General features: G+C 72.2%; 24 protein-coding genes. 7 read left to right on the top strand and 17 right to left on the bottom strand.

The annotated features are described in order from the left end of the window. Positions 1 to 9 precede the first annotated feature (9 nt). Together Q5425_RS42110 and Q5425_RS42105 are read right to left on the bottom strand one after the other, a co-directional pair. Positions 10 to 1,533, bottom strand: a complete 1,524-nt coding sequence (locus tag Q5425_RS42110; RefSeq protein ID WP_308678040.1) for an FAD-dependent monooxygenase — start codon at positions 1,531 to 1,533, stop codon at positions 10 to 12. A gap of 69 nt (positions 1,534 to 1,602) precedes the next feature. Next, positions 1,603 to 2,226, bottom strand: a complete 624-nt coding sequence (locus Q5425_RS42105) for a TetR family transcriptional regulator (protein ID WP_308678039.1) — start codon at positions 2,224 to 2,226, stop codon at positions 1,603 to 1,605. Between the two features lie 160 nt (positions 2,227 to 2,386). On the opposite strand from Q5425_RS42105, the gene Q5425_RS42100 reads away from it, so the two are divergent. Further along, entirely contained in the window at positions 2,387 to 3,733 is a 1,347-nt protein-coding gene (locus Q5425_RS42100; protein WP_308678038.1) for an MFS transporter, read from the top strand. A 110-nt stretch (positions 3,734 to 3,843) separates the two neighbouring features. Here the strand turns inward: Q5425_RS42100 and Q5425_RS42095 are convergent, their stop codons facing one another. From Q5425_RS42095 to Q5425_RS42065, 7 genes are all read right to left on the bottom strand, one after another. Next, positions 3,844 to 5,199, bottom strand: coding sequence for an SPFH domain-containing protein (locus tag Q5425_RS42095; protein WP_308678212.1), 1,356 nt, complete (start codon positions 5,197 to 5,199; stop codon positions 3,844 to 3,846). 88 nt (positions 5,200 to 5,287) lie between these two features. Then, positions 5,288 to 5,776, bottom strand: a complete 489-nt coding sequence (locus tag Q5425_RS42090; RefSeq protein WP_308678037.1) for an SPFH domain-containing protein — start codon at positions 5,774 to 5,776, stop codon at positions 5,288 to 5,290. Beyond that, positions 5,773 to 6,207, bottom strand: a complete 435-nt coding sequence (locus tag Q5425_RS42085) for an NfeD family protein (RefSeq protein ID WP_308678036.1) — start codon at positions 6,205 to 6,207, stop codon at positions 5,773 to 5,775. Before Q5425_RS42085 ends, Q5425_RS42090 begins: the two co-directional genes overlap by 4 nt. Before the next feature lie 186 nt (positions 6,208 to 6,393). After that, on the bottom strand, positions 6,394 to 7,209 hold the full coding sequence (locus tag Q5425_RS42080) for a DUF3097 domain-containing protein (protein WP_308678035.1): 816 nt from the start codon (positions 7,207 to 7,209) through the stop codon (positions 6,394 to 6,396). Between the two features lie 37 nt (positions 7,210 to 7,246). Next, complete coding sequence (locus Q5425_RS42075; RefSeq protein ID WP_308678034.1) at positions 7,247 to 8,146, bottom strand: aminoglycoside phosphotransferase family protein; 900 nt, start codon at positions 8,144 to 8,146, stop codon at positions 7,247 to 7,249. Next, positions 8,131 to 8,928: an SCO1664 family protein gene (locus Q5425_RS42070; protein ID WP_308678033.1), complete on the bottom strand. Its 798-nt coding sequence runs from the start codon at positions 8,926 to 8,928 to the stop codon at positions 8,131 to 8,133. Before Q5425_RS42070 ends, Q5425_RS42075 begins: the two co-directional genes overlap by 16 nt. A 2-nt stretch (positions 8,929 to 8,930) precedes the next feature. After that, complete coding sequence (locus tag Q5425_RS42065) at positions 8,931 to 9,506, bottom strand: DUF3090 domain-containing protein (RefSeq protein ID WP_308678032.1); 576 nt, start codon at positions 9,504 to 9,506, stop codon at positions 8,931 to 8,933. A gap of 77 nt (positions 9,507 to 9,583) precedes the next feature. Between Q5425_RS42065 and Q5425_RS42060 the strand changes: the two genes are divergently transcribed. Genes Q5425_RS42060 through Q5425_RS42050 form a run of 3 tightly spaced genes read left to right on the top strand, consistent with a single transcriptional unit; the run spans position 9,584 to position 12,800 of the window. After that, positions 9,584 to 11,494, top strand: a complete 1,911-nt coding sequence (locus Q5425_RS42060; RefSeq protein ID WP_308678031.1) for a prolyl oligopeptidase family serine peptidase — start codon at positions 9,584 to 9,586, stop codon at positions 11,492 to 11,494. Beyond that, positions 11,491 to 12,390 (top strand): LD-carboxypeptidase, encoded by a 900-nt coding sequence (locus Q5425_RS42055; RefSeq protein ID WP_308678030.1) that lies wholly within the window; start codon positions 11,491 to 11,493, stop codon positions 12,388 to 12,390. Before Q5425_RS42060 ends, Q5425_RS42055 begins: the two co-directional genes overlap by 4 nt. Further along, on the top strand, positions 12,387 to 12,800 hold the full coding sequence (locus Q5425_RS42050) for a TIGR03668 family PPOX class F420-dependent oxidoreductase (RefSeq protein WP_308678029.1): 414 nt from the start codon (positions 12,387 to 12,389) through the stop codon (positions 12,798 to 12,800). Before Q5425_RS42055 ends, Q5425_RS42050 begins: the two co-directional genes overlap by 4 nt. A 56-nt stretch (positions 12,801 to 12,856) precedes the next feature. On the opposite strand, the gene mptB is transcribed toward Q5425_RS42050, so the two are convergent. The 5 genes from mptB to Q5425_RS42025 form a co-directional block, all read right to left on the bottom strand. Next, a complete protein-coding gene (gene mptB, locus Q5425_RS42045) occupies positions 12,857 to 14,392 on the bottom strand; it encodes a polyprenol phosphomannose-dependent alpha 1,6 mannosyltransferase MptB (RefSeq protein WP_308678028.1) in 1,536 nt (511 codons plus the stop codon). 80 nt (positions 14,393 to 14,472) lie between these two features. After that, positions 14,473 to 16,125 (bottom strand): ABC transporter ATP-binding protein, encoded by a 1,653-nt coding sequence (gene nikE, locus Q5425_RS42040; protein WP_308678027.1) that lies wholly within the window; start codon positions 16,123 to 16,125, stop codon positions 14,473 to 14,475. After that, a complete protein-coding gene (locus Q5425_RS42035; RefSeq protein WP_308678026.1) occupies positions 16,122 to 17,018 on the bottom strand; it encodes an ABC transporter permease in 897 nt (298 codons plus the stop codon). Before Q5425_RS42035 ends, nikE begins: the two co-directional genes overlap by 4 nt. Next, entirely contained in the window at positions 17,015 to 18,040 is a 1,026-nt protein-coding gene (locus tag Q5425_RS42030) for an ABC transporter permease (RefSeq protein ID WP_308678025.1), read from the bottom strand. The genes Q5425_RS42035 and Q5425_RS42030 overlap by 4 nt, the downstream gene beginning before the upstream one ends. Positions 18,041 to 18,043: 3 nt before the next feature. After that, positions 18,044 to 19,876, bottom strand: coding sequence for an ABC transporter substrate-binding protein (locus Q5425_RS42025; RefSeq protein ID WP_308678024.1), 1,833 nt, complete (start codon positions 19,874 to 19,876; stop codon positions 18,044 to 18,046). A 181-nt stretch (positions 19,877 to 20,057) separates the two neighbouring features. Between Q5425_RS42025 and Q5425_RS42020 the strand changes: the two genes are divergently transcribed. Then, positions 20,058 to 20,885 (top strand): M55 family metallopeptidase, encoded by an 828-nt coding sequence (locus tag Q5425_RS42020; RefSeq protein ID WP_308678023.1) that lies wholly within the window; start codon positions 20,058 to 20,060, stop codon positions 20,883 to 20,885. Between the two features lie 19 nt (positions 20,886 to 20,904). After that, on the top strand, positions 20,905 to 22,203 hold the full coding sequence (locus Q5425_RS42015) for a M20/M25/M40 family metallo-hydrolase (protein WP_308678211.1): 1,299 nt from the start codon (positions 20,905 to 20,907) through the stop codon (positions 22,201 to 22,203). Here Q5425_RS42015 and Q5425_RS42010 read toward each other — a convergent pair. Together Q5425_RS42010 and Q5425_RS42005 are read right to left on the bottom strand one after the other, a co-directional pair. Beyond that, a complete protein-coding gene (locus Q5425_RS42010) occupies positions 22,200 to 22,925 on the bottom strand; it encodes a dienelactone hydrolase family protein (protein WP_308678022.1) in 726 nt (241 codons plus the stop codon). The genes Q5425_RS42015 and Q5425_RS42010 overlap by 4 nt on opposite strands. Positions 22,926 to 22,949: 24 nt before the next feature. After that, positions 22,950 to 23,918 carry a zinc-binding dehydrogenase gene (locus Q5425_RS42005; protein WP_308678021.1) on the bottom strand — a complete coding sequence of 323 codons (969 nt, stop codon included), beginning with the start codon at positions 23,916 to 23,918 and terminating at the stop codon, positions 22,950 to 22,952. A 54-nt stretch (positions 23,919 to 23,972) separates the two neighbouring features. Here Q5425_RS42005 and Q5425_RS42000 point away from each other — a divergent pair, with 54 nt between their 5' ends. Further along, complete coding sequence (locus Q5425_RS42000) at positions 23,973 to 24,734, top strand: helix-turn-helix transcriptional regulator (RefSeq protein ID WP_308678020.1); 762 nt, start codon at positions 23,973 to 23,975, stop codon at positions 24,732 to 24,734. Here the strand turns inward: Q5425_RS42000 and Q5425_RS41995 are convergent. Further along, on the bottom strand, positions 24,724 to 25,362 hold the full coding sequence (locus tag Q5425_RS41995) for a class I SAM-dependent methyltransferase (protein WP_308678019.1): 639 nt from the start codon (positions 25,360 to 25,362) through the stop codon (positions 24,724 to 24,726). The genes Q5425_RS42000 and Q5425_RS41995 overlap by 11 nt on opposite strands. Positions 25,363 to 25,378 lie beyond the last annotated feature (16 nt).

The following is a 25,378-nucleotide window of genomic DNA, read 5'->3' as shown; positions in this document are numbered from 1 at the left end:
GGAGATCTCCTACGCGTCAAGGGGGTGGCCGAACCACCGTTCGAGCGCGGCGCGCAGGGCCTTGCGGTCGGTGCCGTCCGGTTCGGCGGAACTCGCCGCCCAGGCGACGTAACCGTCGGGCCGGACGAGCAGCGCGGTCGCGTCGCCCGGCGCGTGGCCGGTGACGAGGTCGACCCGGTCGGTCCAGCCGCGGAGTTCGTCGCCGAGTGAGCCGGTGAAGTCCAGCAGCAGCGGCCGGGCCGTCGTGGTCAGGTCGGCGAGCCGGGTGCCGTCGTCCAGCACGAGGTCCGGGGCCCACCGGCCGTCGAGCGGGTGGTCGGTGCCCGGCTTGTACCGGACGTCGGCCCCCGACATCAGGTCGGCGATGTGCTGCACGGTGCCGGGTAGCCGGAGGAGTTCGCCGAACAGTTCGCGCAGCGCGGTGACGTCGCCGCCCGGGCTGATCAGCGCGGACTGGGCCTGGGTGTGCATGACCACGCGCTCGGCGACCGGGCGGCGTTCGCTTTCGTAGGTGTCGAGCAGACCCGCCGGCGCCCAGCCGCGCACCGTGGCGGCGAGCTTCCAGCCGAGGCCGACGGCGTCCTGCAGGCCGAGGTTCAGCCCGGGGCCGCCGATCGCGGAGTGGACGTGCGCGGCGTCGCCGACCAGCAGGACCCGGCCTTCGCGGAACTTTTCGGCCAGCCGCGTGTTGCGGCCGCGCAGCCGTCGCAGCAGGTGCGGCCCGTCGCCTTCGGGCGCACCGAGGGGCAGGTCGAACCCGAGGACGCGGCGGACGCTCGCGCGCTGATCGTCGAGGGTCATCGGCGGTTCGTCCGCGGGCTCTTCGTCGTCGGTCCATTCCGTGGCGCTGATCAGCGGGCCGGCGGGGAACGGGGCGTAGACGAACAGCCCGGTTTCGGTGCGGTAGTGGAAGAACGGCGGGATGACGCCGTGCCCCGGCACCCGCAGGCCGCCGGATTCCGGGTCGGCGAACTCCGCCGGCACGGTGGCGTTCGCGGTGTGGGACAGGGTGCGGTCCTCGGTGACGCCGGGGAAGCCGATGCCGGCGAGCTTGCGGGTGACGCTGCGGCCGCCGTCCGCGCCGGCGAGGTACCGGGCATCGAGCCGGTACGCACCACCGGGACCGGTGACGTCGAGCGAAACCACGTCGGCGTCCTGCGTGAGGCCGGCGAGCTCGTGGCCGCGCCGGATCTCGACACCGAGTTCGGCGGCACGTTCGTTGAGCATCGCCTCGACGCGCCGCTGTGGCACGCCGAGGATGTTCAGCGAGTTGCGCTCGGCGAGCGTGAGATCGAGCCGCATCGCGCCGAAGACGAACGCCGGCACGGGCGGCCCGATCGGGCCGGCGAGCCGCTCGTGCAGGCCACGGCGGTCGAGGAGGCGGACGACCTGGCCGACGAGGCCGTTGGCGCGGTTCTCGGTGGTGGGTTCGGGCAGCCGTTCCAGGACCAGCGGCCGGATCCCGGCGAGGGCGAGTTCGCAGGCGAGCATGAGGCCGTTGGGCCCGGCTCCGGCGATGACGACGTCTTGCATGGCGAAAGCTCCTTGATTTCGGGCATGGCGAAGCAGCCCGCGGTACGGGCGTGCGGTTCGGACGGAGTGCTAGCGCGGTTCGGGCAGGCCGGCGGCGAGCCGCTCGAAAACGTCCCGCAGGATGACTTCGAGCGGTGGCCGCGGATCGGCGACGAGGAACTGCCGGGTGACGACGGTGAGCGCGGCGCCGACGACGCCCGCGACGAGCAGCGGGTAGACGTCCCGGGTGGCGTCGGTACCGGTGCGTTCGGCGACGGCGAGCGCGAGCTCGGCTTCGGCGGCCGCGCCGGCCTTCTGGAACTCGCCCTGCAGCGCGGGTTCGGCGACCATCAGCCGCAGCCCTTCGACCCACTCCTGGGTGGCACCCTGTCCGTCGGGCACCGGCTCGCCGAGCGCGAACCCGGCGAGGGCGGCGTGGGTGACGGCGGCCCAGATCGGTTCGCCGGCCGGGCGTTCGCGCAGCGCCGCGGCGATCGCGCGGGCCCGGTCGTGGTGGCGGGCGACGATGGCTTCACCCTTGCTGCCGAAGTAGTTGCTGAAGGTGCGGGTGGACACCCCGGCCGCGGCGGCGATGTCTTCGATCCGGACGTTGTCGAAGCCGCGTTCGACGGTGAGCCGGATCGCCGCCCAGCTCAGCGCGATGCGCGTTTCCCGCTTCTTGCGCTCGCGCAGCCCGGCGCGGTCGGTGTCCATGAACCCACCGTACCGAAAGTTGCAGAATCTGCAAACTTGCCCAGTCGGCAAGTTTTGCGGGACTTCGGCACCGACCGGACGAGAAGCGAGTCATCGATCGCCGAAATCATCGGTGACCGTCACACTGTTGTGTGACATCGGTCACCGGAGGTGTTGAAAGATGGTTCTGGGAGACAACGGCGTCACTCAACAGGTGGCGGCGGACAGCGGGTCAAGACGAGTGCAGGTGCGGCGGGCGGCGCTGGCGAGCGCCATCGGCACGACCATCGAGTGGTACGACTTCTTCCTCTACAACACCGCGGCGGCCTTGGTCTTCCCGCACCTGTTCTTCCCCGCGTCGAGCGCGTACGCGGGGGCCATGCAGTCGTTCGCCACCTACGCGGTCGGGTTCGCCGCGCGGCCGGTCGGGGCCGCCCTCTTCGGGCACTGGGGCGACCGGATCGGCCGGAAGGCGACGCTGATCGTCACGCTGCTGCTGATGGGCATCTCCTCCGGCATCGTCGGGATGCTGCCCGGGACGTCGACGATCGGGATCGCCGCGCCGCTGCTGCTGGTGCTGCTGCGGCTGGTGCAGGGCATCGCCATCGGCGGCGAGTGGAGCGGCTCGGTCCTGCTCGCCATGGAATGGGGTGACCAGCGCAAACGCGGGCTGCTCGGCAGCTTCGCGCAGATCGGCGTCCCGGTCGGGCTGGTGCTCGGCACCGGCGGGATGACGCTGCTGTCGGCGACGCTCTCGCCGGAGGCGTTCGACTCGTGGGGCTGGCGGCTGCCGTTCCTGGCCAGCCTCGTGCTCGTCGCGGTCGGGCTGGTGATCCGGCTGAAGATCCTCGAGACACCGATGTTCGCAAAACTGGTCGAGAACCGGCAGACCGCCCGCACGCCGGTGCTCGACGCGATCCGGCACCACTGGCGGGAAATCCTGCTGTCGGCCGGCGTCCGGTTCAGCGAGCAGATGCCGTTCTACCTGTTCACCAGCTACGTGCTGATCTACGTCGTGTCGCGGCCCGACTTCAGCAGAACCTTCGTGCTCAACGCGGTCCTGGTCGGCGCGGCGTGCGAACTGGCGCTGATCCCGCTGTTCTCATCGCTGTCGGACACCTTCGGCCGCAAACGGGTCTACCTGTGCGGGGCGGTGCTGACCGGGCTGATCGCGTTCCCGTACTTCACGATCCTGGCGCACGGCAGCCACGCGCTGGTGTTCGTGGCCGTCGTCGTTTCGTTCGTCCCGCACGCGCTGCAGTACGGTCCGCAGGCGGCGCTGATCGGCGAGAGTTTCCCGACGCACCTGCGTTACGGCGGTGCCGGGCTGGGCTACCAGCTCGCGTCGGTGTTCGCCGGCGGCCCGGCCCCGCTGCTGGCGACGTGGCTGCTGCACACGACCGGGACGCCGTACTCGATCTCGGGCTACATCATCCTGTCCGCGGTGGTCACGGTCGTGTGCGTGATCGTGCTGAAGGACCGCTCGAAGGCGGACATCGACGACGTCACGGTCTACCAGCGGACGTGAAAGCGCCCCGAGGTGGCGTTGGTTGCTCCATCCATGCCCCCACCACCACCCTCAACGGAGGCGCTTCGCACCGCAGTGCCGATTCAACGCACCCAATGTGGCGCTTGGGGTCAGCGGCGCGGGCCGCCCTGGGGACCGCCGAACGGGGGCTGCTGCGGGAACGGGCCGCTGCCCGGGTTCTGCTGCGGGCCGCCGAACTGGCCCGGCGGCGGGGCCTGCGGCGGCTGGCCCTGGTACTGCCCGCCCGGGGGCGGACCGGCCGGAGGCTGGGCCGCCGGCTGCTGCGGCTGGGGCAGGGCGGGCTGGCCGCCCTGCGGGGTCAGGGGCTGCTGCGGTGCGGGCGCGGCCTCCGTGCCACGCTCCTCGTCCGGCTCGGGCTGCTGCTGGGAAGGACGCGGGATCGACGGCCGCGCGGGCGGCGCCGAAGGCGCACCGATCGCGGGGACCTCCTTGCGCGCCACGGCTTCCGCGGCCGCGACGGCTTCGGCGACCTTCGGGTCGCTCTTGGTCTCGAACCAGCTGGCGACCTCTTCGTCCTCGAGGTCGGGCTTGTCCGGGACGTCCTCGCGCGGCGGCTCGTACCGGAACACGCCGTCGTCGCCCGGGGCGCCGAGCGCGCGGGCGAAGCCTTCGAGGGCCTTGCCGTAGTCGCTGGGGATCATCCAGACCTTGTTCGCGTCGCCCTGCGCCAACTGCGGCAGCGTCTGCAGGTACTGGTAGGCCAGCACCTCCGGCGTCGGGCGGCCGGCCTTGATCGCGGCGAACACCTTCTCGATCGCCTTCGCCTGACCCTGCGCCTGCAGGTAGCGCGCGGCCCGCTCACCCTGCGCCCGCAGGATGCGGGACTGCCGCTCGGCCTCGGCGGCGAGGATGGTCGCCTGGCGGGCACCTTCGGCGGAGAGGATCTGGCTCTGCTTCTGGCCTTCCGCGGTCTTGATCGCCGACTCCCGCTGGCCTTCGGCGGTGAGGATCATCGCGCGCTTCTCGCGGTCGGCGCGCATCTGCTTCTCCATCGAGTCCTGGATGGAGGGCGGCGGGTCGATCGCCTTCAGCTCGACCCGGCTCACGCGGATGCCCCACCGGCCGGTCGCCTCGTCCAGCACGCCGCGCAGCTGGGTGTTGATGGAGTCGCGGGAGGTGAGGGTCTGCTCGAGGCTCATGCCACCGACCACGTTGCGCAGCGTGGTGGTGGTCAGCTGCTCGACACCGACGATGTAGTTGGAGATCTCGTACACCGCGGCGCGCGAATCGGTGACCTGGAAGTACACGACCGTGTCGATCGACACCGTCAGGTTGTCCTCGGTGATCACCGGCTGCGGCGGGAACGAGACGACCTGCTCGCGCAGGTCGATCCGGGCGCGCACCTTGTCCAGGAACGGCACGAGGATGTTGAGGCCGGGCGAGGCGACCGTGCGGAACCGGCCGAGCCGCTCGATCACGGCCGACTGCGCCTGCGGCACCACCATGACCGCCTTGGCTATCGTGATGACCACGAGCAAGACCAAGGCGATGACCAGGCCGATCGCGAATCCGGTCAAGAGAATTTCCCCTTACCTAGTACCATTCTTGCGCGGTTGACGGCGTTGCGGGTGCCGCGGGCGGGCGCACCTCGAGCTTGAGTTCCTTCGTGGTGATGCCCCAGCGGCCGGTGGTGTCGTGCAGGACCGTCCACACTGTACGGTGCAGGTCCCCGGGCGCGGTGACGGCGCGCTCGGCGGTGGTCAGGCCGGCTTCCTGCCGCAGCGCGGTGCGGGTCAGCTGCTCGATCGCGAGCGCCGGGCCGGCGATCTCGTAGGTGGCCGGGCGCGGGTCGGTCACCGCGAAGGTGACCTCGAACCCGATGAGGACCTCGTGCCCGTCACCGGCTTCGACCGGGCGGGGCGGGGCCGACAGGATCTGGTCGCCGAGGTCGAAGCGGGCGCGGACCCGGTCGGCGAACGGGAGCACGAAGTGGCGGCCGGGGCCGAGCACGGTGCGGAACCGCCCGCCGCGTTCGAGCACCGCGGCGTGGCCCTCGCCGACGATGACGAGCCCGAGGCTCACGGCTCGGCCGACACGACGGCGGTGGCGCCGGAGATCTCGACGACGGTGACCGGGGTGCCGGGCGCGATGGGCGGGAGGTGCTCCCCCAGGCTGCGGGCCGACCAGACGTCGCCGGCCAGTTTCACCCGCCCCGTCTCGGAGTCCACTGTGGATACGACGATGGCGCGGGCGCCGATCAGCGCGTCGATGCCGGTGTGGTGGGCCGGCCCGGACAGCAGGCGCCGCTTGAGCGCGGGGCGGACCAGCAGGAGCATGCCGACCGAGGCGACGGCGAACACGGCGACGTCGATGACCAGGTTCCCGGTGAGGACCTCGGCACCGGCGCCGAACAGCGCGGCAACGCCCAGCATGATCAGCACGAAGTCGCCGGAGACGACTTCGGCGACGATCAGGGCGATGCCGACGATCAACCAGACCAGTGCCCAAGCCATGGCTTCATGCTCTCAGATCGCGCCGGTTCGCACCGGCGCAGTGCTGTGTCGATTGTTACCAATCCGGCCACAGTCACGGCCGAATGGCTGCGTAGCAGCGGTTACGTGCCCGCGTAGGGTCGGCCTACTTTTGGCCGGATTGGTAACGCGACGTAACCTTCGCGTGACCTTGGACAAACCGGACATTCAGCCCTCTTCCGTCGGCTCGGTGACGAAGTCGATGAGCCGTTCCACGGCCCCGATGAGCGGGGTCTCGAGGTCGCGGAAACTGCTCACTCCGCTCAACACACGTTGCCAGCCTTCGAAAGGTTGCCCCCAGCCGAGCGCGTCGCAGATCCCCTGCTTCCACTCGGTCCCGCGCGGGATCTTCGGCCAGGCCTTGATCCCGACGGCTTCGGGCCGCACGGCTTCCCACACGTCGATGTAGGGGTGGCCGGTGACCAGCACGTTCTCGTCGCGGATGGCCTCGACCAGGCGGGTTTCCTTGCTGCCGGGCACGAGGTGGTCAACCAGGACGCCGAGGCGGCGGCCGGGGCCGGTGCCGAATTCGGCGATCCGGTCGGCGAGCACGTCGACGCCGTCGAGCGGCTCGACGACGACGCCTTCGACGCGCAGGTCGTGGCCCCAGACGCGTTCGACGAGCTCGGCGTCGTGCTTGCCTTCGACCCAGATGCGCGAGTCGCGGGCGACGCGGGCCTTCAGGCCCTGCACCTTCACCGACCCGGACGCGGAGACCTGCCGGGCCGGCGCCTTCGCCGGGGCCCGGTGCGGCACCAGCGTCACCAGCTTGCCTTCCAGGAGGAACCCGGCGGGGACGAGCGGGAAGACGCGGTGGCGGCCCTTGGCGTCTTCGAGCACGACGTTCCCGTACTCGATCTTCACCACCGCGCCGCAGTAGCCGCTGGCGGGGTCTTCGACCACGAGGCCGGGTTCGGCGGGGACCTCCGGCACCTTTTTGCGGCGGCGGCCGGCGAGCACGTCGTCATAGGAATGGGAGCGCACGACCAGGCACGCTAGTGGTCCCCGGCACCCGGACCGGTCATGCCACGCCGGTCAGCGCCAACTCCAGGACCGCGTCGGTGAACGGCGTCCGCTCACCCCGGCGCAACGACGGCAGCGCGACCAGCGGAGCCATCGCGACGCACCACGCGCGGACGCGGTCGGCGTCGAAGCCGGCGACGTGCGGAGCGAGCGCGGCGATCCCGTCGTCGATCGTGCCGCCGGCCGCCATCGGGACAAAAACGAAGTCGATCGCGTCGAGGGCGGGGTCGCCGAGCGCGGGCCGCGGGTCGATGGCCACCGCGCCGCGCCCGGGGCCGGCGTCGAGGACGTTGGCGGGGTGCAGGTCGCCGTGGATGAGCGTGACCGGCCCGCTGGCGGCCAGCGCCGCAGCGCGTTCACGCCCCTTGGCCAGCACGCCGGCGCTCAGGTGCCCGGCGGCCGGGGACTCGCGGCGGCGGCGTTCGGACAGGTCGAAGATGAACTCGATGCCCTCGGCCAGCCGCCGGAGTCCCCGGGGTGGCTCCACGGCGTGCAGCTGGTTGAGCAGCTCGCCGACCTCGGCCCACGGCACGTTGCGGCCGGTCAGCTCGGTGCCCGGGACCAGGCCTTCGAGGAGGATGGCGTTGACGTCGAGGTCGGCGTCGAGGACTTGGACGACGCGGGAGCACCCGGCCCAGGCGCTCAGGCCGGTGAACTCCAGCCGGGCGACTTCGGGGTCCGGGGTCAGCTTGAGGACCCGCAGGTCGCCGCCGGGGCCGGTGCACAGGAGGGTGCGGCCGGTGTTGCCGGCCCGGGCTTCGCGGACGGTCAGCCCCCACTTCGTGCTCAGGCGGGCGACGAGGTCCGGGAGTGCGTCGCACCAGGGTCCGGCCACGTCGGCGCCGAAGCGGTCGGCGAGCCGGGCGCGGGCCGGGGTGTCGATCAGAACAGGGGCCACGGAATGGCTCGCCAGTCGTCACCGGGCTCGGGGAAGATGCCCTCGGCGAGCAGGACGTCGGTGCGTTCGGCCAGGGCCCGGATCTCGAACTTGGTGATGTGCTCGGCGAGGGTCTTGCCGAGGCCGCCGTCGATCTCCGAGCGCAGCTTGCGCAGCTTCTCGACGGTGTCCGGCGGCAGTGGCTCGCCGACCCAGCCCCACAGGACGGTCCGCAGCTTCGGGTCGGTGTGCAGGCAGATGCCGTGGTCGACGCCGTAGACGTGCCCGTCGACTCCGGGCAGCAAGTGGCCGCCCTTGCGGTCGGTGTTGTTGACGACGATGTCGAGCACGGCGAGGTCGCGCAGCCCGGGGTGGTTCGCGTGGGCGAGCACCGCGGGTTCGCCGAGCCGGTCGTGGGCGTGCAGCACCGGGCGCCAGCCGTCGGGGACGTCGTCGGGCGGGAGGACTTCGACGAGGTCGTCTTCGGTGGTCTCGACCCACAGCTGGACCATGCCGGGACCGAACGGCCCGTCGCGCAGGACGGTCGGCGGGATCGCGCCGATGCCGGCGGCGTCGGCGATGATCGCGGTGGCGACCTCGCGCCCGGCCAGGGTGCCGTCGGGGAAGTCCCACAGCGGCCGCTCCCCCGACACCGGCTTGTACACGACCCGGCCGGTGACGCCGTCGAGCTCGATGGCGCAGAAGAGCGTCACGTTGGAGGCGTCGACGAGCCGTCCTTCGACGTCGATGCGGCCGTGGGTGACGAGCTCGCGGGACGCGGGACCGGCCGGGGTGCTCGCCATGGTCAGTCTTCGTCCGCGTCGGTTTCGCGCCGGTAGCCGTTCTGCCGGGGGCAGATGTGCCCGGCCGGGTCGAGCGGCTCCCCGCACAGCGGGCAGGGCTTGCGGCCGGCGTTGACGACGCGGTCGGCCCGCTCGGCGAAGGCGCGGGCGGCGGCCGGGGAGAGGAAGACGCGGACGGCGTCCGGGCCTTCCTCGGTGTCGTCGAGCACGACCGTTTCGTCGACCTCGCCCTCGGTGATGGCGAGCAGTTCGATGACGACCGCGCTGCTGTCGGCGTCCCAGCCCAGGCCCATGGTGCCGACGCGGAACTCCTCCTCGACCGGCACGGTGAGGGGGTCGAGGTCGACGAGGTCCGCGGGCGCGTCGTCGGGGACGTCGGCGCCGAACCGGCTGGCGACCTCCTCGAGCAGCGAGCTCAGGCGTTCCGCGAGGACGACGACCTGCTGTTTTTCGATGGTGACGCTGATGGTGCGCACGTCCTCCGACGCCTGGAGGTAGAACGTGCGATCGCCGGGCTCGCCGACGGTGCCGGCGACGAACCGATCCGGCTGGCGGAAGACGTGGATTACGCGAGACATAGCACTGACGACCCTAGGCCACCGGCGCATGATCGGCATCCGCCGCCCCATGGTTCGCGGGCCGCTAGCCTCGGGGGGTGTCTCGGATCTCCCCGTACGGAACCTGGTCGTCCCCCATCACCGCCGCCGACGTGGCCGCCGCCGGCGGCGGCCCGCAGTGGCTCGACGTCGTCTCCGGCGAGGTGTGGTGGGCCGAGGCGCGACCCGGTGAGCAGGGGCGGGTCGCGCTGGTCCGGGCGGTGCCGGGCGGCACCGAGGACGTGCTGCCGCCACCGTGGAACGTCCGCAACCGGCTGCACGAATACGGCGGACGGCCGTGGGCGGTGGCCGGTGGTGCCGTGGTGTTCACGCACTGGGCCGATCAGCGCGTGTACGCCCAGGGCGAAACCGGCGTGGTTCCGCTCACGCCGGCCCCGGCGGAGCCCCAGAGCGTCCGTTACGGCGATCTGCGGGCCGGGCGGCCGGGCGAGGTGTGGGCGGTCCGGGAGCGCAGTACCGGGCCGCGGCCGGCCGACGTCGAGCGGGAGCTCGTGGCGATCGCCGTGGACGGGGGCGGCGAGCGGGTGCTGGCCGCGAGCCACCGGTTCCTGACCGTGCCGAAGCTGTCGCCGGACGGGCGGCACGCGGCCTGGTTCGGCTGGGACCACCCGCTGATGCCGTGGGACGGCACCGAGCTGTGCGTGGCGCCCGTCGGCGATGACGGCGCGTTCGGGCCGCACCGGGTGCGGGCCGGCGGCGCGGACGTCTCGGTGTGCCAGGTCGAGTGGGAGACGCCGGCCACGCTGCTGGCGCTGCTGGACCCGGACGGCTGGTGGAACCTGCACCGGATCGGCCTGGACGGGTCGGTGGTGAACCTGGCGCCGGTGGCGCAGGAGCTCGGCGGGCCGCTGTGGAAGGCGGGTTCGCGGTGGTTCGCCCCGCTCGGCGGCGGGCGGCACGCGGTGCTGGCCTCGGGCCGGCTGGCGGTGCTCGACGAGGCCGACGGCTCGGTGACGCCGGTGGCCGGCGAGCTGACGGCCTGGTCTTCGACGGGACTCGCCGTCCTCGGCGACGCGGTGGTGGGCGTGGCGGGCGGCCCGGCGCGGGAGTCCGCTGTCGTGCGCGTTTCCCCCGACGGCGCGGTGACGGACTTGACGCCGCAGCCGGACCTGCCGTCGGCGTACCTGCCGGTGCCGCAGGAGCGGCTGTTCACCACCGCCGGCGGACAGATCGTGCCGGTGGTCCTGTACCCGCCGCGGAACCCGGGCTTCGCGGCACCCGACGGCGAGCGGCCGCCGTTGCTGGTGGACGTGCACGGCGGCCCGACCGGGCAGCACTTCGCCGAGCTGAACCTGGAGATCGCCTACTTCACCAGCCGCGGCATCGGCGTGGCGGCGGTGAACTACGGCGGGTCGACCGGGTTCGGGCGGGCCTACCGGGAGCGGCTGCGGGAGCAGTGGGGCGTGGTGGACGTCGCCGACTGCGTCGCGGTGGCCGAGGCGCTGGTGGCGGCCGGGCTGGCCGACGGCGACCGGCTGGGGATCAAGGGCGGCAGCGCGGGCGGGTTCACCGCGGCGGCGTCGCTGACGACGACGAAGACCTACCGGGCGGGCACGGTGCTGTACCCGGTGCTGGATCTGGCCGGGTGGACCGGCGACACGCACGACTTCGAGTCGCGGTACCTCGACGGGCTGGTCGGGCCGTTGCCGGCGACGCGGCAGCGGTACGTCGATCGTTCCCCGCTGGCGAACGTCGGGAGACTGGCCGGGTCGGTGCTGTTCCAGCAGGGGCTGGAGGACCGGATCTGCCCGCCGGAGCAGGCGGACCGGTTCGTGGCCCAGCTGGCCGGGCGCGGGATCCCGTACGCCTACCAGCGGTTCGCCGGGGAGCAGCACGGGTTCCGGCAGGCGACGACGATCGTGGCGGCGCTGGAGGCGGAATTGTCGTTCTACGGCCAGGTGTTCGGCTTCGAAACGCCGGGTGTGGCGCGGCTGGAGCTGGCGAAGTGAGGCCGCCGCGGTTGCGGGCCGGCGACACGCTGGCGCTGGTGGCCCCGGCCGGGCCGGTGCCGGCGGACCTGCTGGAGAAGGCGCTGCCGGTGCTGCGCGGCTGGGGTGTGGAGGTGCGGGTCGGGCCGTGCGTGCGGGCCGAGCCGGGGTCGCCGCCGTACCTGTCCGGCGCGGACGCGGCGCGGGCGGCGGAGTTCACCGAGGCGTGGCTGGACCCGGGGGTGCGGTGCGTGCTGGCCGCGCGCGGCGGTTACGGCGTGCAGCGGATGCTGGACCTGGTGGACTGGGCGGCGCTGCGGGCGGCGGGGCCGAAGGTGCTGGCCGGGTCGTCGGACATCACGGCGCTGCACCGGGCGGTGGACGTCCACCTCGGACTGTCCACTTTGTTCTCTCCGATGCCGGCGAGCGTGCTGTTCGACGACTTCGCGGTCGAGCACCTGCGGCGTTCGCTGTTCGAACCGGAGCGGAACCTGGTGGTCCGCGGCGGGTCGGCGCTGGTGCCGGGCCGGGCGTCGGGGGTGCTGACGGGCGGGAACCTGTCGCTGCTGGCGGCGGGGATCGGGACGCCGGAGCACGGGTCGGCGCGGGACGCGATCGTGCTGCTGGAGGACGTGACGGAGAGCGTGTACCGGCTGGACCGGATGCTGACGCAGCTGCTGCGCAGCGGCTGGTTCGACGGCGTCCGCGGGATCGTGCTGGGTTCGTGGGCGGCGTGCGGGCCCGCTTCGGAGGTACGTGCGCTCGTGGTGGACCGGCTCGTGCCGCTGGGGGTGCCGCTGGTGGAGGAGTTCGGGTTCGGGCACGTGGCGTCGTCACCGACGTTGCCGCTGGGGGTGCCGGTGACGCTGGACGCGGACCTGGGGACGCTGGTGTTCGACGCTCCGGCACTGACGTGACCTCGGAAGAGGCCCGTGACCGGTTTGCCGCGGCACGGGTCGCGCGGCTGGCGACGGTGTCGGCCGCGGGGGTGCCGCACCTGGTGCCGGTGACGTTCGCGGTGCACGGCGACGTGGTGGTGTTCGCGGTGGACCACAAACCGAAGTCGACGACCGCCCTGCGGCGGCTGCGCAACATCGCGGAGAACCCGGCGGTGTGCTTCCTGGCCGACGGCTATTCGGAGGACTGGTCGCGGTTGTGGTGGGCCCGCGCGGACGGGGTCGCGCGGATCGAGCCGCCGGGCGCCGAGCCGCTCTCGTGGCTGGTGGCGAAGTACGAGCAGTACGCCGAGCGGCCGCCGGAGCACGCGGTGGTGGTCACGGACGTGCACACGTGGCGCGGCTGGGCCGGGGGGGGGGGGGGGTCGTGAGTGGTAAGTCGGGTTAGAACCCGACTTACCACTCACGACCGGCCGCGGCAGGAGTGTCAGCCGCGGAGGAACTTCTCCGGGCGGCGCCAGGCGTCGATGAGGCCCAGCGGGTCCGGGCGCAGCAGCGAAGCCGCCGAGTACAGGCTGGCCACCACGACCAGGGCGATGAACCACCAGTCGTACAGGGCCTGCTCGCCCGTCGGGTAGTAGACCAGCGTCACGAACACCGACACCGCCACCACGAGCGCCAGGTGCCGAGGCTGCCACTTGAACGCCGACAGGAGCACGAAGCCCCACGTCAGGTACCACGGCAGGGTCGGCGGCATGAGGATCGCCACCGCCAGGAGCGAGATCCCGGCGCGGTAGACCGCTTCCGTGCCGCCGCCGCGGGCGAGCCACCACTGGCGGACGCCGAACGCGATCAGCAGGAGCATGCCGGCGGCGCGGGCGACCGTCACGAACGGCGAGACCTGGACGTCCACGACGATGTGGACGAGGTTGTAGAACACCTCGCCGATGCCGGTGGGGATGTTGAGCCAGTTCGCGATGAGCTGCGGGGCCTTGAGGCCGGACCACCAGCCGAGGTTGAGCGAGCCCAGCGAGATCCACGTGCCCGCGACGAACACCGGCAGGAACAGGCCGACCGACGCGGCGCCGGCGCGCAGGAAGTTGCGGACCTTCGACTCGCCGGTGAGGTGGTTGGCCCACATCCAGACGATGAACGGCAGGGCGATCGCCGCGGTCGGCTTGATCAGCATGCCGATCGTGACCAGGACGACCGCGAGCACGTGCTTGCGTTCCAGGGCGGCGAGGACGCCGATGGTGAGGAACGCGAGCATCATCAGGTCGTTGTGCGGGCCGCCGAAGAGGTGGATGACCATCATCGGGCTGGCCACCGCGAGCCACAGCGCGACCGGGAGCCGGCCGCCGAGGTGCTTGACCAGCCGCGGCAGCGCCCACAGCGTCCCGGCGAGCCCGACGAGCAGCACGACGCGCATCAGGATGACGCCGAGGATCATGTTGTCGCCGCTGACCGAGACGACGCCCTTGGAGATCAGCAGGAACAGGGGCCCGTACGGCGCGGGAGTCGTCTGCCAGAGCGGGTGGACGTTCTGCACGACGTTCGGCAGCACGTCGAGCTCGGCGGGGCCGTTGGCGTACGGGTCGAGCCCGTAGAGCAGCTGGGCGCCCTGGCCGAGGTAGGAGAAGACGTCGCGGGTGAACAGCGGCGGCGAGACGAGCAGCGGCGCCATCCAGCAGCCGGCGGCGACCAGGATCGGGCGGCTGCCGATGCGGCCGGCGAGCACGTAGCGGCCGAGCCGGACCCACGCCCACACGACCATGCCGAAGCCGGTGTAGAGGACGGCGTTGGCGAGCATGCGCCCGTGGCCGTAGCGGACCCACGAGAGCGGGCCGTGGCCGAGCACCGGGTCGGAGATCAGGATGCCGCCGGCGCCCAGGGCGGCGACCATCAGCAGGGTGCTGCCGACGGTGCCCATCGCGATCGTGCGGTAGGGGAATCGCGAGGGCACGCGGAGCCGCTCGGCCAGTCCGGTCGAGGGCGTCTGTGCGGGGTCGGTGGTGGTCGCCATTTCCGTTCGGAGATTACACACCGCGCTCGTGCGGGGTTCCCGCAGTGCCGGGTTTCCGGGTAGGCCCGGCCGCCGCCGGGTCAGGCCCCGACGGTGCGGTGCTGGGCGGTGCCGCCGGGCAGGGCGGCCAGCAGGGATTTTGTGTACTCGTGCTGCGGGTCGAGCAGGACCTGTTCGACGGTGCCGGTTTCGACGAGCTCGCCGCGGTACATCACGGCGACGCGGTCGGCGATGTTCCAGGCCAGGCCCAGGTCGTGGGTGATCACCAGCGCCGCGAGGCCCAGTTCGCGCCGCAGCCGCAGCAGCAGCCCGAGGATTTCGCCGCGCACGGAGGCGTCGAGCGAGGCGACCGGTTCGTCGGCCACCACCACCGACGGTTCGAGCGCCAGTGCCCCGGCGATGACGACGCGCTGGCGCTGGCCGCCGGAGAGCTGGTGCGGGAGCCGGTCGGCGTACTTCGCGGCGGGCCGCAGCTCGGCCGCTTCCAGCGCCCGGTGCACGACGTCCCGTTCGCCGGCGAGCTTGTGGATGCGCGGGCCCTCGGCGACGGCTTCGTACACGGTGTGGGACGGGTTCAGCGCGCTTGTCGGGTCCTGCAGGACGAGCTGCACCTGCCGCCGGTAGGCCTTGAGCCCGGCACCGCCGGCGGGGACGGGCTTCCCGGCGTAGCGGACCACGCCGGAGTCGGGTTTCTGCAGGCCGAGCAGCGTCCGGGCGAGGGTGGTCTTGCCGGAGCCGGACTGGCCGACCAGCGCGACGATCTCGTCGCGGGAGACGGTGAGGTCGACACCGGCGACGGCGTTGATGCGCTTGCCGGTGCGGTCGCGGAAGGACACGCGCAGGTTCTCCGCGGCCAGCAGCGGCTCGCCACCCGCCACCCGGTCCGGGGGTTCGGGCGGCAGCGGGTTGGTGGTGGCCGGGGCGAAGCGCGACGCCGGGTCGCCGACGGTGGGGAACGCCGCGGCCAGCGCGCGGGTGTGCTCGTGCTTCGGCGAGCCCATGACCTCGGCGCTGGGGCCTTCTTCGACGATCTGCCCGTCGTACATCACCGCGATGCGCCGGCAGGTGGCGGCGAGCACGGACAGGTCGTGGCTGATCATGATCAGGCCGATGTCCTGCTCGGCGACCAGGCGCGAGAGCAGGGCGAGGACCTGGGCCTGGACGATGACGTCGAGGGCGGTGGTCGGTTCGTCGGCGATGATCAGCCGGGGTGAGCAGGCCAGGGCCATGGCGATCATGACGCGCTGCTTCTGCCCGCCGGACAGCTCGTGGGGGTAGGCGCCGGCCCGGCTCGGGGGCAGGTCGACCTGGGTGAGCAGTTCGGCGACGCGGGCGCCGACCTCGGCGTCGGTCGGGGCCTTCCCTGCCGGGGGGTGCAGCCGCAGGGGCTCGGCGATCTGCTCGCCGATCTTGCGGACGGGGTTGAGCGCGTGCATGGCGCCCTGGAACACCACGGACGCCTCGGCCCAGCGGACCGCGCGCAGGCGGCCCCACTTCATGGCGGTGACGTCTTCGCCGTCGAGGAGGATCTCGCCGGTGATCTTCGCGGTGCGCGGCAGCAGCCGCAGCACGCTCATGGCGACGGTCGACTTGCCCGAGCCGGATTCGCCGGCGACGCCGAGGGTGCCGCCGGGGTCGAGGGTGAGGCCGACGCCGCGGACGGCGGGCACTTCCTTGTCCCCCACCGCGTAGGTCACGTTGAGGTCCTGGAGCTGCAGCAGCGGGGTGGTCACTTCTTCAACCTCGGGTTGAACACGGTCTCCAGGCCCCGGCCGACCAGGGTGAAGAAGAGGACGACGAGGACGATGGCGATGCCGGGCGGGAGCACGTTCCACCAGGCGCCGCGGCTGATGGCGCCGTTGTTGAGCGCGCTTTCCAGCACCAGGCCCCAGGTGACGGAGTTGGGGTCGCCGACGCCGAGGAACGACAGGGTCGCGTCGGCGATGACGGCGTTGCCGACGACCAGGGTGGTGTTGGCCAGGACCAGCGGCATCACGCCGGGCAGCACGTGCCGGCCGATGATGTGCAGGTGGCCGCCGCCGAGGGCGTGGGCGCGTTCGATGTAGGGGCGGCTTTCGATGGTGAGGGTCTGGGCGCGGACGAGCCGGGCGGTGCTGGGCCAGGCGGTGAGGCCGATGGCGAGGATGATCGTGCCGACGCCCCTGGGCAGCACCGCCGAGAGCGCGATCGCGAGGATCAGCGAGGGCAGGACCAGGAAGAAGTCGGTGAAGCGCAGCAGGGCCGCCGACACCCAGCCGCCGAAGTGGGCGGCGGTGATGCCGATCAGGGTGCCGATCACGACCGACAGCAGCGCGGCGGAGAACCCGACGAGCAGCGAGATCCGGGTGCCCCAGACGGTCATCAGCAGCACCGAGCGGCCGAAGTTGTCGGTGCCGAGCCAGAAGTCGGCGTTCGGCGGGGACAGCGGCGCCCCGGTGGCCTTGGTGACGTCGAGGCCGCTCTCGTCGCTGATCAGCGGCAGGAGCAGGGCGACGAGCACGGTGACGCCGAGCAGGGCGAGGCCGGCGAGGGCGGCGCGCTGGCCGGAGAACTCGCGCCAGGTCCTGGCCAGCGACGCGCGGCGGCGCGCCCAGGCGATCTGCCGGGGCGTCTCGGTGGTGGTCATGAGGTACGCACCCTGGGGTCGAGCACGCGGTAGAGCAGTTCCGCGAGCAGGTTCATCAGCACCACCGCGCTCGCCAGCACGGTGAACACGCCTTGGAGCACCGGCAGGTCGGGCCCGTGCAGGGCGTCGTAGGTCAGCTGGCCGAGGCCGGGCCAGCTGAACACGGCCTCGACGGTGACCGCGCCGGCCAGCACCGAGCCGAACTGCATGAACACCAGCGTGGTGGTCGGGAGCAGGGCGTTGGGGACGGCGTGGCGGCGGCGGACGAGGTCGTCGCGCAGGCCCTTGGCGCGGGCGGTGGTGAGGTAGTCGGCGTTCATCTCCCCGAGCAGCGACGACCGCATGATCAGCATGTACTGGGCGTAGAACACCGCCAGCAGCGTCACGCAGGGCAGCACGAGGTGGTGCAGGACGTCGAGGGTCTGGGAGAAGACGTCGGGTGCGGCGTCCGGGGAGTGCATGCCGCGGCTGGGGAACAAGCCGTTGGTCACGACGAGCAGCATCAGGCCGAGCCAGAACTGCGGGACCGACCACAGGGTGAGGGCGATCCCGGTCTGGGTGCGGTCGAAGGGGCTGTCGCGGCGCCAGGCGGCGCGGATGCCCAGCCACAGCCCGAGGAGCACGGCGAGCAGGGTGGCGCTGCCGACGAGCAGGATGGTCGGCCAGAGCCGTTCGCCGATCATGTCGGCGACCGGGCGACCGTTGTTGAGCAGCCGGGATTCGCCGAGGTCGCCGTGCAGCAGGTCCCGGAAGTAGTTGCCGAACTGGACGAGGACGGGCTTGTCGACGCCCATCTTCTCGCGCAGGTCGGCGATCTGCTGGGGGCTGGTGGGGTGGTCGCGGGTCATCGCCGCGACCGGGTCGCCGGGCAGCATGCGGAAGAGGAAGAAGAACAGCACGATCACCAGCACGATGCTGATCAGCGCTTCGGCGATCTTCTTGAGCACGAACCGGGCCGTGCCGGTGCCGCCGCGGTGCTCGTCGGGGTCGACGAGCACCGCGGCCTGGTCGGGGGTGGTCATGTCTTACTCGCGGTCCTCTGACGTCTTGCCGCGGCGGCCGAGCATGATGCCGCCGCCGACGAGGACGACCACGACGACCGCGCCGATGACGATCCACAGCACGGTGTTGCCGCTGCCCGAGTCCGCGGTGTTGGTGGTGCCCGCCGGGGTGGCGCCGTAGACGCCCCAGTAGCCGGTCTGCTCGAGGATGGCGCCCTTGGGCTGCGGCTGGGTGGTGAAGGCGGAGAACTTGTCGGAGCGGTAGGCCTCGAGCGCGTTCTGGTAGTCGAGCACGATCGTCGGGAACTGGCTGTAGAGCCGGGCCTGTGCCTGCTTGACGTAGCCGGCGCGCTGGGCGTCGTCGGTTTCGGTGAGCTGCTTCTTGTAGAGCTCGTCGTAGGCGGCGTCGCAGAAGAAGGTGTCGGTGCTGCCGCCCTTGCCGTCCGGGGCGGGCCGCGCGCCGCAGGTGTGCAGCGAGAGGGCGTAGTCCGGGTCGGGGTTGGTGCCGTAGCCGCCGATGGCGAGGTCGTACTTGCCGGCCTGGGTGCGGTCGGACAGTTCGTCGTCGGAGACGAGGTCCTGCTTGACGGTGATGCCGACGTCCTTGAGCCAGCCGGTGACGTACTGGGCGACACCCTGGTCGTAGCTGCGGTTGGCGTGCCCGGTCAGGCGCAGTTCCAGCTTGGCGCCGCCGGGGGCGGTGCGGACGCCGTCGGGGCCCTTCTTGTACCCGGCCTGCTCGAGGGTGGTGTTGGCGGCGGCGAGGTCGAACTTGATCTTCTCGCTGTCGCTGGGGTCCCAGTGGTAGTCGGCGTAGATGGCGGGCACGACGCCGCCGCCGACCTGGCCGAGGCCCTTGAGGACCTTGTCGACGATGGCCTGGGTGTCCACCGCCTGGGTGATGGCCTTGCGGACGTTGATGTCCTTGAGAACCGGGTTGCCGTCACCGATGGGGTTGTTGGCGTTGTCGGTGACGCCGAAGTTGATCGACAGCTCGTCGTAGCGGCGGCCGGGCGCGGCGTTGGTGGTGATGCCCTGCTGGCCCTTCAGCGCTTCGAACTGGTTGGGGTTGAGCCGGTTGATGACGTCGACTTCGCCCTGCTTGAGCGCGTTGACCGCGGCTTCGGTGTCCTTGAACACCAGCAGCTGCAGTTCGTCGATCTTGGGGGCGCCGCGCCAGTAGTCCTTGTTGGCCTTGAACTTGACGTACTCGTTCGGCTTGTACTCGGTGAGCTGGAACGGGCCGTCGGAGACGCCGGAGACGGCGAGGGTGTCGGTCGAGGGGTCCTTGAGGTCCTTGATCGGTTCCCAGATGTGCTGGGGGACGATCGGCACGTCGAGCAGGTTCATGTTGACCTGGACGGCCTTGGTCCTGATGACGAGCGTGGTGTCGTCGGGGGCGGTGACCGTCTCGAAGTTGGCCACGTAGTTGCCGTTGGCGGTGCGGGCGTTCTCGTCGGTGAGCATGCGGTTGAACGTGAACGCCGCGTCCTTGGCGGTCACCGGCTTGCCGTCGCTCCACTTGACGCCGCTGCGGATCTTGAACGTCCAGGTCAGCTTGTCCGGGGACGGGGTCCACGACTCGGCGAGCGCGGGCGAGGCTTCGGCCTTCTCCGCGTTCGGGACGGTCAGGAACTCGAAGGTGAACCGGCCGATCTGCGTCGAAGCCGACAGCGCCGCGGTGAAGGGGTTGAGGTGGTCGATGCCGGTGGTGAGCGCGACCCGCAGCACCTTGCCCTGCTGGGCCTGCGCCGGCACGGCGAGCGGGATCGCCGCCAGTGTCGCGGCCGCGACGATCGCGCCCACGCGGGCGAACCGCCCGGTCCTGCGTTGGAACTGCACCGAAAACCACCCCATCGTTCGCTTGTGAGCCTCCCCGAAGACGAGAAGTAACCACATATCGGGACAACCGCGCAATATGTTGCCGCCCCGGCAGGTGTCCGATCGTTATCGACCCGCTGATCGTCACGGTGAGTGACGTTCGGCCGGAGGGGCGTTCCGCGTTCCGGGGAGGGGCGGGCTGGTTAGAGTGCCCGGCATGCGCATCCTGATTTCGGCGGACATGGAGGGCGCGACCGGCGTCACCTGGACCGACGACGTCGTGCCCGGTTCGCCGCAGTGGGACCGCTTCCGGCGGCTGTTCACCGGCGACGTCAACGCGGTGCTGGCCGGGCTGTACGCGGCCGGGGCGAGTGATGTGCTGGTCAACGAGGCGCATTCGTCGCAGCGGAACCTGCTGCTGGAGGACCTGGACCCGCGGGCGCGGATGCTCACCGGGCGGCACAAGCCGCTGTCGATGATGCAGGGCGTCGACTCCGGTGTGGACGGTGTGGTGTTCCTCGGCTACCACGCCGGCGCCGGGTTCGACGGGGTGCTTTCGCACACGTACCTGGAGAACCAGATCACCGGGGTGTGGCTGGACGACGTCCCGGCGAGCGAGGGCAGGCTGAACGCGGGCATGGCCGCGGAGTACGGCGTGCCTGTCCTGCTCGTTTCGGGTGACGACAAAACGTGTGACGACGCCCGTGATTACGCTCCGGAGGCGGAGCTGGTCCAGGTGAAGGAATGCGTGAGCCGGTACGCGGCGATCTGCCTGCCGCCCGCGCGCACGGCGGAGCTGCTGACCGGCGCGGCCGCCGACGCCATGGGGCGTGCCGGGCGGGAGGAGCGCCGGGTGGGCCCGCACCGGATCGAGGTCGAGTTCGACGCGAGCCACCTGGCGCAGGCGACGGCGGTGATCCCGACGGTGGAGCAGATCGGGACGCGGCGGGTCGGGTTCGACGCGCCGGACATGACCGAGGCGATGAAGGCGTTCAAGGTCGTCACGGCGATCGCGGCGGGGGCGGTGCAGGGCATCTATGGCTGACCTGGCCGACCTGACCGACATGACCGACGTTGTCGAGCTGTGCGCGGACCTGATCCGGTTCGACACGACCAACCGCGGTGGCGGGGACGCCGAGCCGGAGCGGCCGGCGGCGGAGTACGTGGCCGCGTTCCTGGACGGCCTGGGCATCCCGTCGCGGATCCTGGAGGCCGCGCCGGGGCGGGCGAGTGTGATCGCCCGCGTGCCCGGGACCGATCCGTCGTTGCCGGCGCTGCTGGTGCAGGGGCACCTGGACGTCGTCCCGGCGGACGCGGCGGACTGGTCGGTGCCGCCGTTCGCCGGCGAGGTGCGCGACGGGTACCTGTGGGGCCGCGGCGCGACCGACATGAAGGACTTCGTGGCGATGGTGCTCGCGGCCTTGGCCGGCGGGGCGCGGCCGCGGCGGGAGCTGGTGCTGGCGTTCGTCGCCGACGAGGAGGACCGCGGGGACTGGGGCGCGCACTGGCTGGTCGCTTCTCATCCGGAGTTGTTCGAGGGGTGCGTCGCGGCGATCAGCGAGTCGGGTGGCTACACCTACCACGTGCCCGCCGCCGACGGCCGTGACGTGCACCTGTACCCGGTCGGCACGGCCGAGCGCGGGACCGCGCACCTGCGGCTGACCGCACGCGGCCGGGCCGGGCACGGCTCGCGCCCGAACCACGAGAACGCCGTCACCCGGCTGGTGGGGGCGCTGCACCGGATCGCCGCGCACCGCTGGCCGGTGTCGCTGACCCCGGCGGTGCGGGCGTTCCTGGAGCGGACCGGCGCGGCGCTGGGCGTTCCGGTCGACCTGTCCTCGGCCGAAGGGGTGGACGCGGCGGTGGCCGCGCTCGGCCCGGCGGGCTCGCTGGTGGTGCCGACGATCCGCAACAGCACCACCCCGACGATGCTGGACGCCGGTTACAAGGTGAACGTGATCCCGTCGACGGCGACCGCGCAGGTCGACGTGCGGGTGCTGCCGGGCACCGAGGAGGCGTTGTTCGCCGCGCTGGACGAGCTGCTCGGCGAGGGGGTGACGCGCGAGTTCGTCGCGCACCAGCCGCCGGTGCAGGCACCGGTGGACTCTCCCTGGTTCGACGCGATGGCTCGTGCCTTGCGGGCGGAAGACCCCGAAGCCGTGGTGGTGCCGTACTGCCTGGGTGGCGGGACGGACGCGAAGGCGTTCGCGCAGCTGGGGATCGACTGCTACGGGTTCGCGCCGTTGTGGCTGCCGAAGGGGTTCCCGTACCGGGCGATGGCGCACGGGGTGGACGAGCGGGTGCCGGTCGAGGGCCTGCACTTCGGCACGCGGGTGCTGGCCCGGTTCCTGGAGAGCTGTTAGAGGGCCCGGCCGAGGAGATCCAGCAGCCTGCCCCAATGCAGTTGCCGGGCGGCGGGGTCGAAGGCGTCGGTGTCGGACATGGTGAAGCCGTGGACGGTCCCGGGATAGATCTCCGAGGTGTACTCGACCCCCGCGGCGTCCAGTGTCCGGTTGAGCTCGCCGAGAGCTTCGGGCGTCAGGTCGGTTTCGGCGTGGCCGAAGTGGACGCGGGCGGTGAGCCGGTGCAGGCGGTCGGCCCCGGCCGCGCCCACCGGGGCGTGGAACCCGGCGAGGGCGGCCACCCGGCCGGGGTGGGCGGCGGCGGTGTGCGTCGCCAGGAGGCCGCCGATGCAGTAACCGGTCACCGCGACCGGTCCGGGGGCGACCTCGGGCCGGGTGGTGAGGAACTCGACGTAGGCGTCGGCGTCCCGCAGGATCCGTTCGGTGGTGTGCGCCTCGATCATCGGCATCAGCCGGGCGAAGATCGCGGGCCGGGCTTCTTCTCCGATGTGCTCGGGGAGTTCGAGCACCGGCGCCGGGCCGTACCGGTAGAAGGGGTTGGGGACGAGCACGGAGTACCCGTGACCGGCCAGTTCGCCGGCCATCTCCCGCAGCACGGGCCGGATGCCGAAGCCGTCCGGGTACATCAGCACCCCGGGGTGGCGTTCGCCGTCGTCGGGGAACGCGGCGAAGGCGTCGGCTTGGCCGTCCGCGGTGGGGATCTGCAGTGACCGGGTGGACATGAAGACCGAGCCTAGGCCACCGGATCAAGGCACGAGAACGAGTTTCCCGGCGGCCCGGTCGTCTTCCAGGTACCGGTGGGCGGCGGCGACGTCGTCCAGGGGGAAGACCCGGTCGACGCCCGCGCGGTGGGTGCCGGCCTCGACTTCGCCGATGATCCGCTGCAGCAGGGCCGTGCTGCCCTTGAGGTCGTCGCTGTGGAAGGCGGTCAGCCGGGTCCCGGAGGGGATCTTCGCGATCGGCTCGAAGTCCGGGACGATCCAGCCGCTGAGCGAGCCCGCCACGCACACCGTGCCGCCGCGGCGGACCAAGCGCAGGGAGTCCACCGCCGTGCGGGCGCCGACGAGGTCGAGGACCCAGTCCGGGCCTTCGGGCCACAGCTCGGGCAGGCCGGTCAGCGGGCCGCCGTCGTCGATGAGCACGTGGCCGGTCAGCAGGCCGGCTTTGGCGGGGCTGCGGGTGGTGGCGGCGACCTCCACGCCGTGGCCGGCCGCGATCGAGGCGGCGGCCAGCCCGACCGAGGACGTGCCGCCGCGGATGAGCAGCCGTCCGGCGGTGCCCGGGCCGATCCCGAGCGCATCGAGCGCGCCCCACGCGGTCAGGTACGTCTCCGGGAGCGCGGCCAGCACGGTCCAGGGCAGTGTCGTGGTGACCGGCATCAGCAGCGGGTTCGGCAGCAGGGCGTATTCGGCGTAGCCGCCGTCGAACGCGCGGCCCATCTCCCCCATCACCGCCGCGACGGTCGTCCCTTCCGCCAGCCGCGGATCGGTCGAGGCGGCCACGACGCCGACGCATTCGATCCCGAGCACCCGCGGGAACCGCACGGCCGGGGAATGTCCCTGGCGGGTCCTCAGCTCCGACCGGTTCAGCCCGGCCCCCTGCACCCGCACCAGGCTCCAGCCCGCGCGGACCGCCGGGACCGGCAGTTCCCGGATTTCCAGCACCTCGGGGCCGCCGGCGCGGACGCAGACCGCGGCTCGCATCATCTTGTTCATGCCCCCACTGTCGCCACGGCCGCGCGTGGCCGACCACCGATAGGATGCCGGGTTATGCCCGAAAGTCGCCAAGCCGCGCCGGTCTCGCGGATCTGGCCGTCCGGCGGGGTGCACCTGTGGCCGCCGGGCGGGGCCGCTCCAGCGGACTCCCATGCGCGCGGGCACCTGGTCTACGCGGCCCGGGGTGTCCTGTCCGTGCACACCGAGCGGGGCACGTCGATCGTGCCGGCCAACCGGGTCGCCTGGACGCCGGCCGGGTGCACCCACCGGCACCGCGCGCACGGCCACACCGACATGCGGATCGTGTTCCTGCCGCCGTCGCTGGCCCGGCTCGTCCCGCCGCACCCGGCCGTGTTCACCGCGTCCGATCTCGCCCGGGAGGTTCTGCTCGCCTTGACCGGCCCGCGCGAGTACGACCGGGCCGCGAGTGCCCGCCTTCGCCGGGTGCTCGTCGACGAGCTGCGGGCCGCGCCCGAGCAGCCGCTCCGGCTGCCGGAGCCCCGCGACGAACGGTTGCGGGCGGTGGCGCGGCGGCTGGCGGAAAACCCGGCCGACAACACCCCGCTGGCCGGGCTCGGGCCGGGGGCCGGAGCGGGCGCGCGGACGCTCAGCCGGTTGTTCCACGACGAGCTCGGGATGACCTTCCACGAGTGGCGGACCCAGCTGCGCATCCACCACGCGCTGGTCCTGCTGGCCGAGGGCCACGACACCGCCTACACCGCCCACGCGTGCGGGTGGGCGAACCCGAGCCACTTCATCGCGGCGTTCACCGCATTGGTCGGGACCACGCCCGGCCGTCACCGGGCTAACGGGTGAACGTGGCCCAGTAACGCGCGCCGTCGCGGACGGTTTCCAGGCCGACCAGCCGGACGCCGTCCTGGGCGACGGATTCGATCTCCGCGCGGCTGAACGGCCACGGCGGGCCCTCCCACGTCTCGGCATCGGTGCTTTCCTCCGCGACCTCGGAGACGATTGCCGTGCCGCCCGGAGCGAGGAAGCCGGCCAGCGACGCCACCGCGGCACGGCGGAACTCGCGGGGCATGGCCTGGATGTTGATGATCTCGACGACCAGGTCGAACGCGTGGCGCCACTCGCTTGGCGGGTTGAGCAGGTCCGCCACCACGTAGTCCACCCGTGACGAAGGGAACCGCGCGCGGGCGGCCTCGACCGCGGTCGGGGCGACGTCGAAGGCGGTGACGGCCCAGCCGGCCTCGGAGAGCAGTTCGGCGTCGTCGCCCAGCGCGCTGCCGACGACCAGGGCCCGGCGGCCCTCACCCGGGTGAGCCCAGGCGGCCAGGTCGGCGTTCGGGGTGCCGCGGGTCCACGGGACCTCGGCCTCGCCGCGGGCGGCGGCGGTGTAGAGCTGGTCGAACCACCGGGTCGGGTCGCCGTCGGCGAGGGAGGCGCGGGCGAGTACGCGGTCGGCGGGTTCCGGCGTCGTCATGATCGTGACCCTAGCG

This window comes from Amycolatopsis sp. A133 (assembly GCF_031082405.1).
Taxonomy (GTDB): Bacteria; Actinomycetota; Actinomycetes; order Mycobacteriales; family Pseudonocardiaceae; genus Amycolatopsis.
The sequence above is the reverse complement of the archived record's forward strand: the minus strand, read 5'-3'. Positions and strand labels throughout refer to the sequence as shown.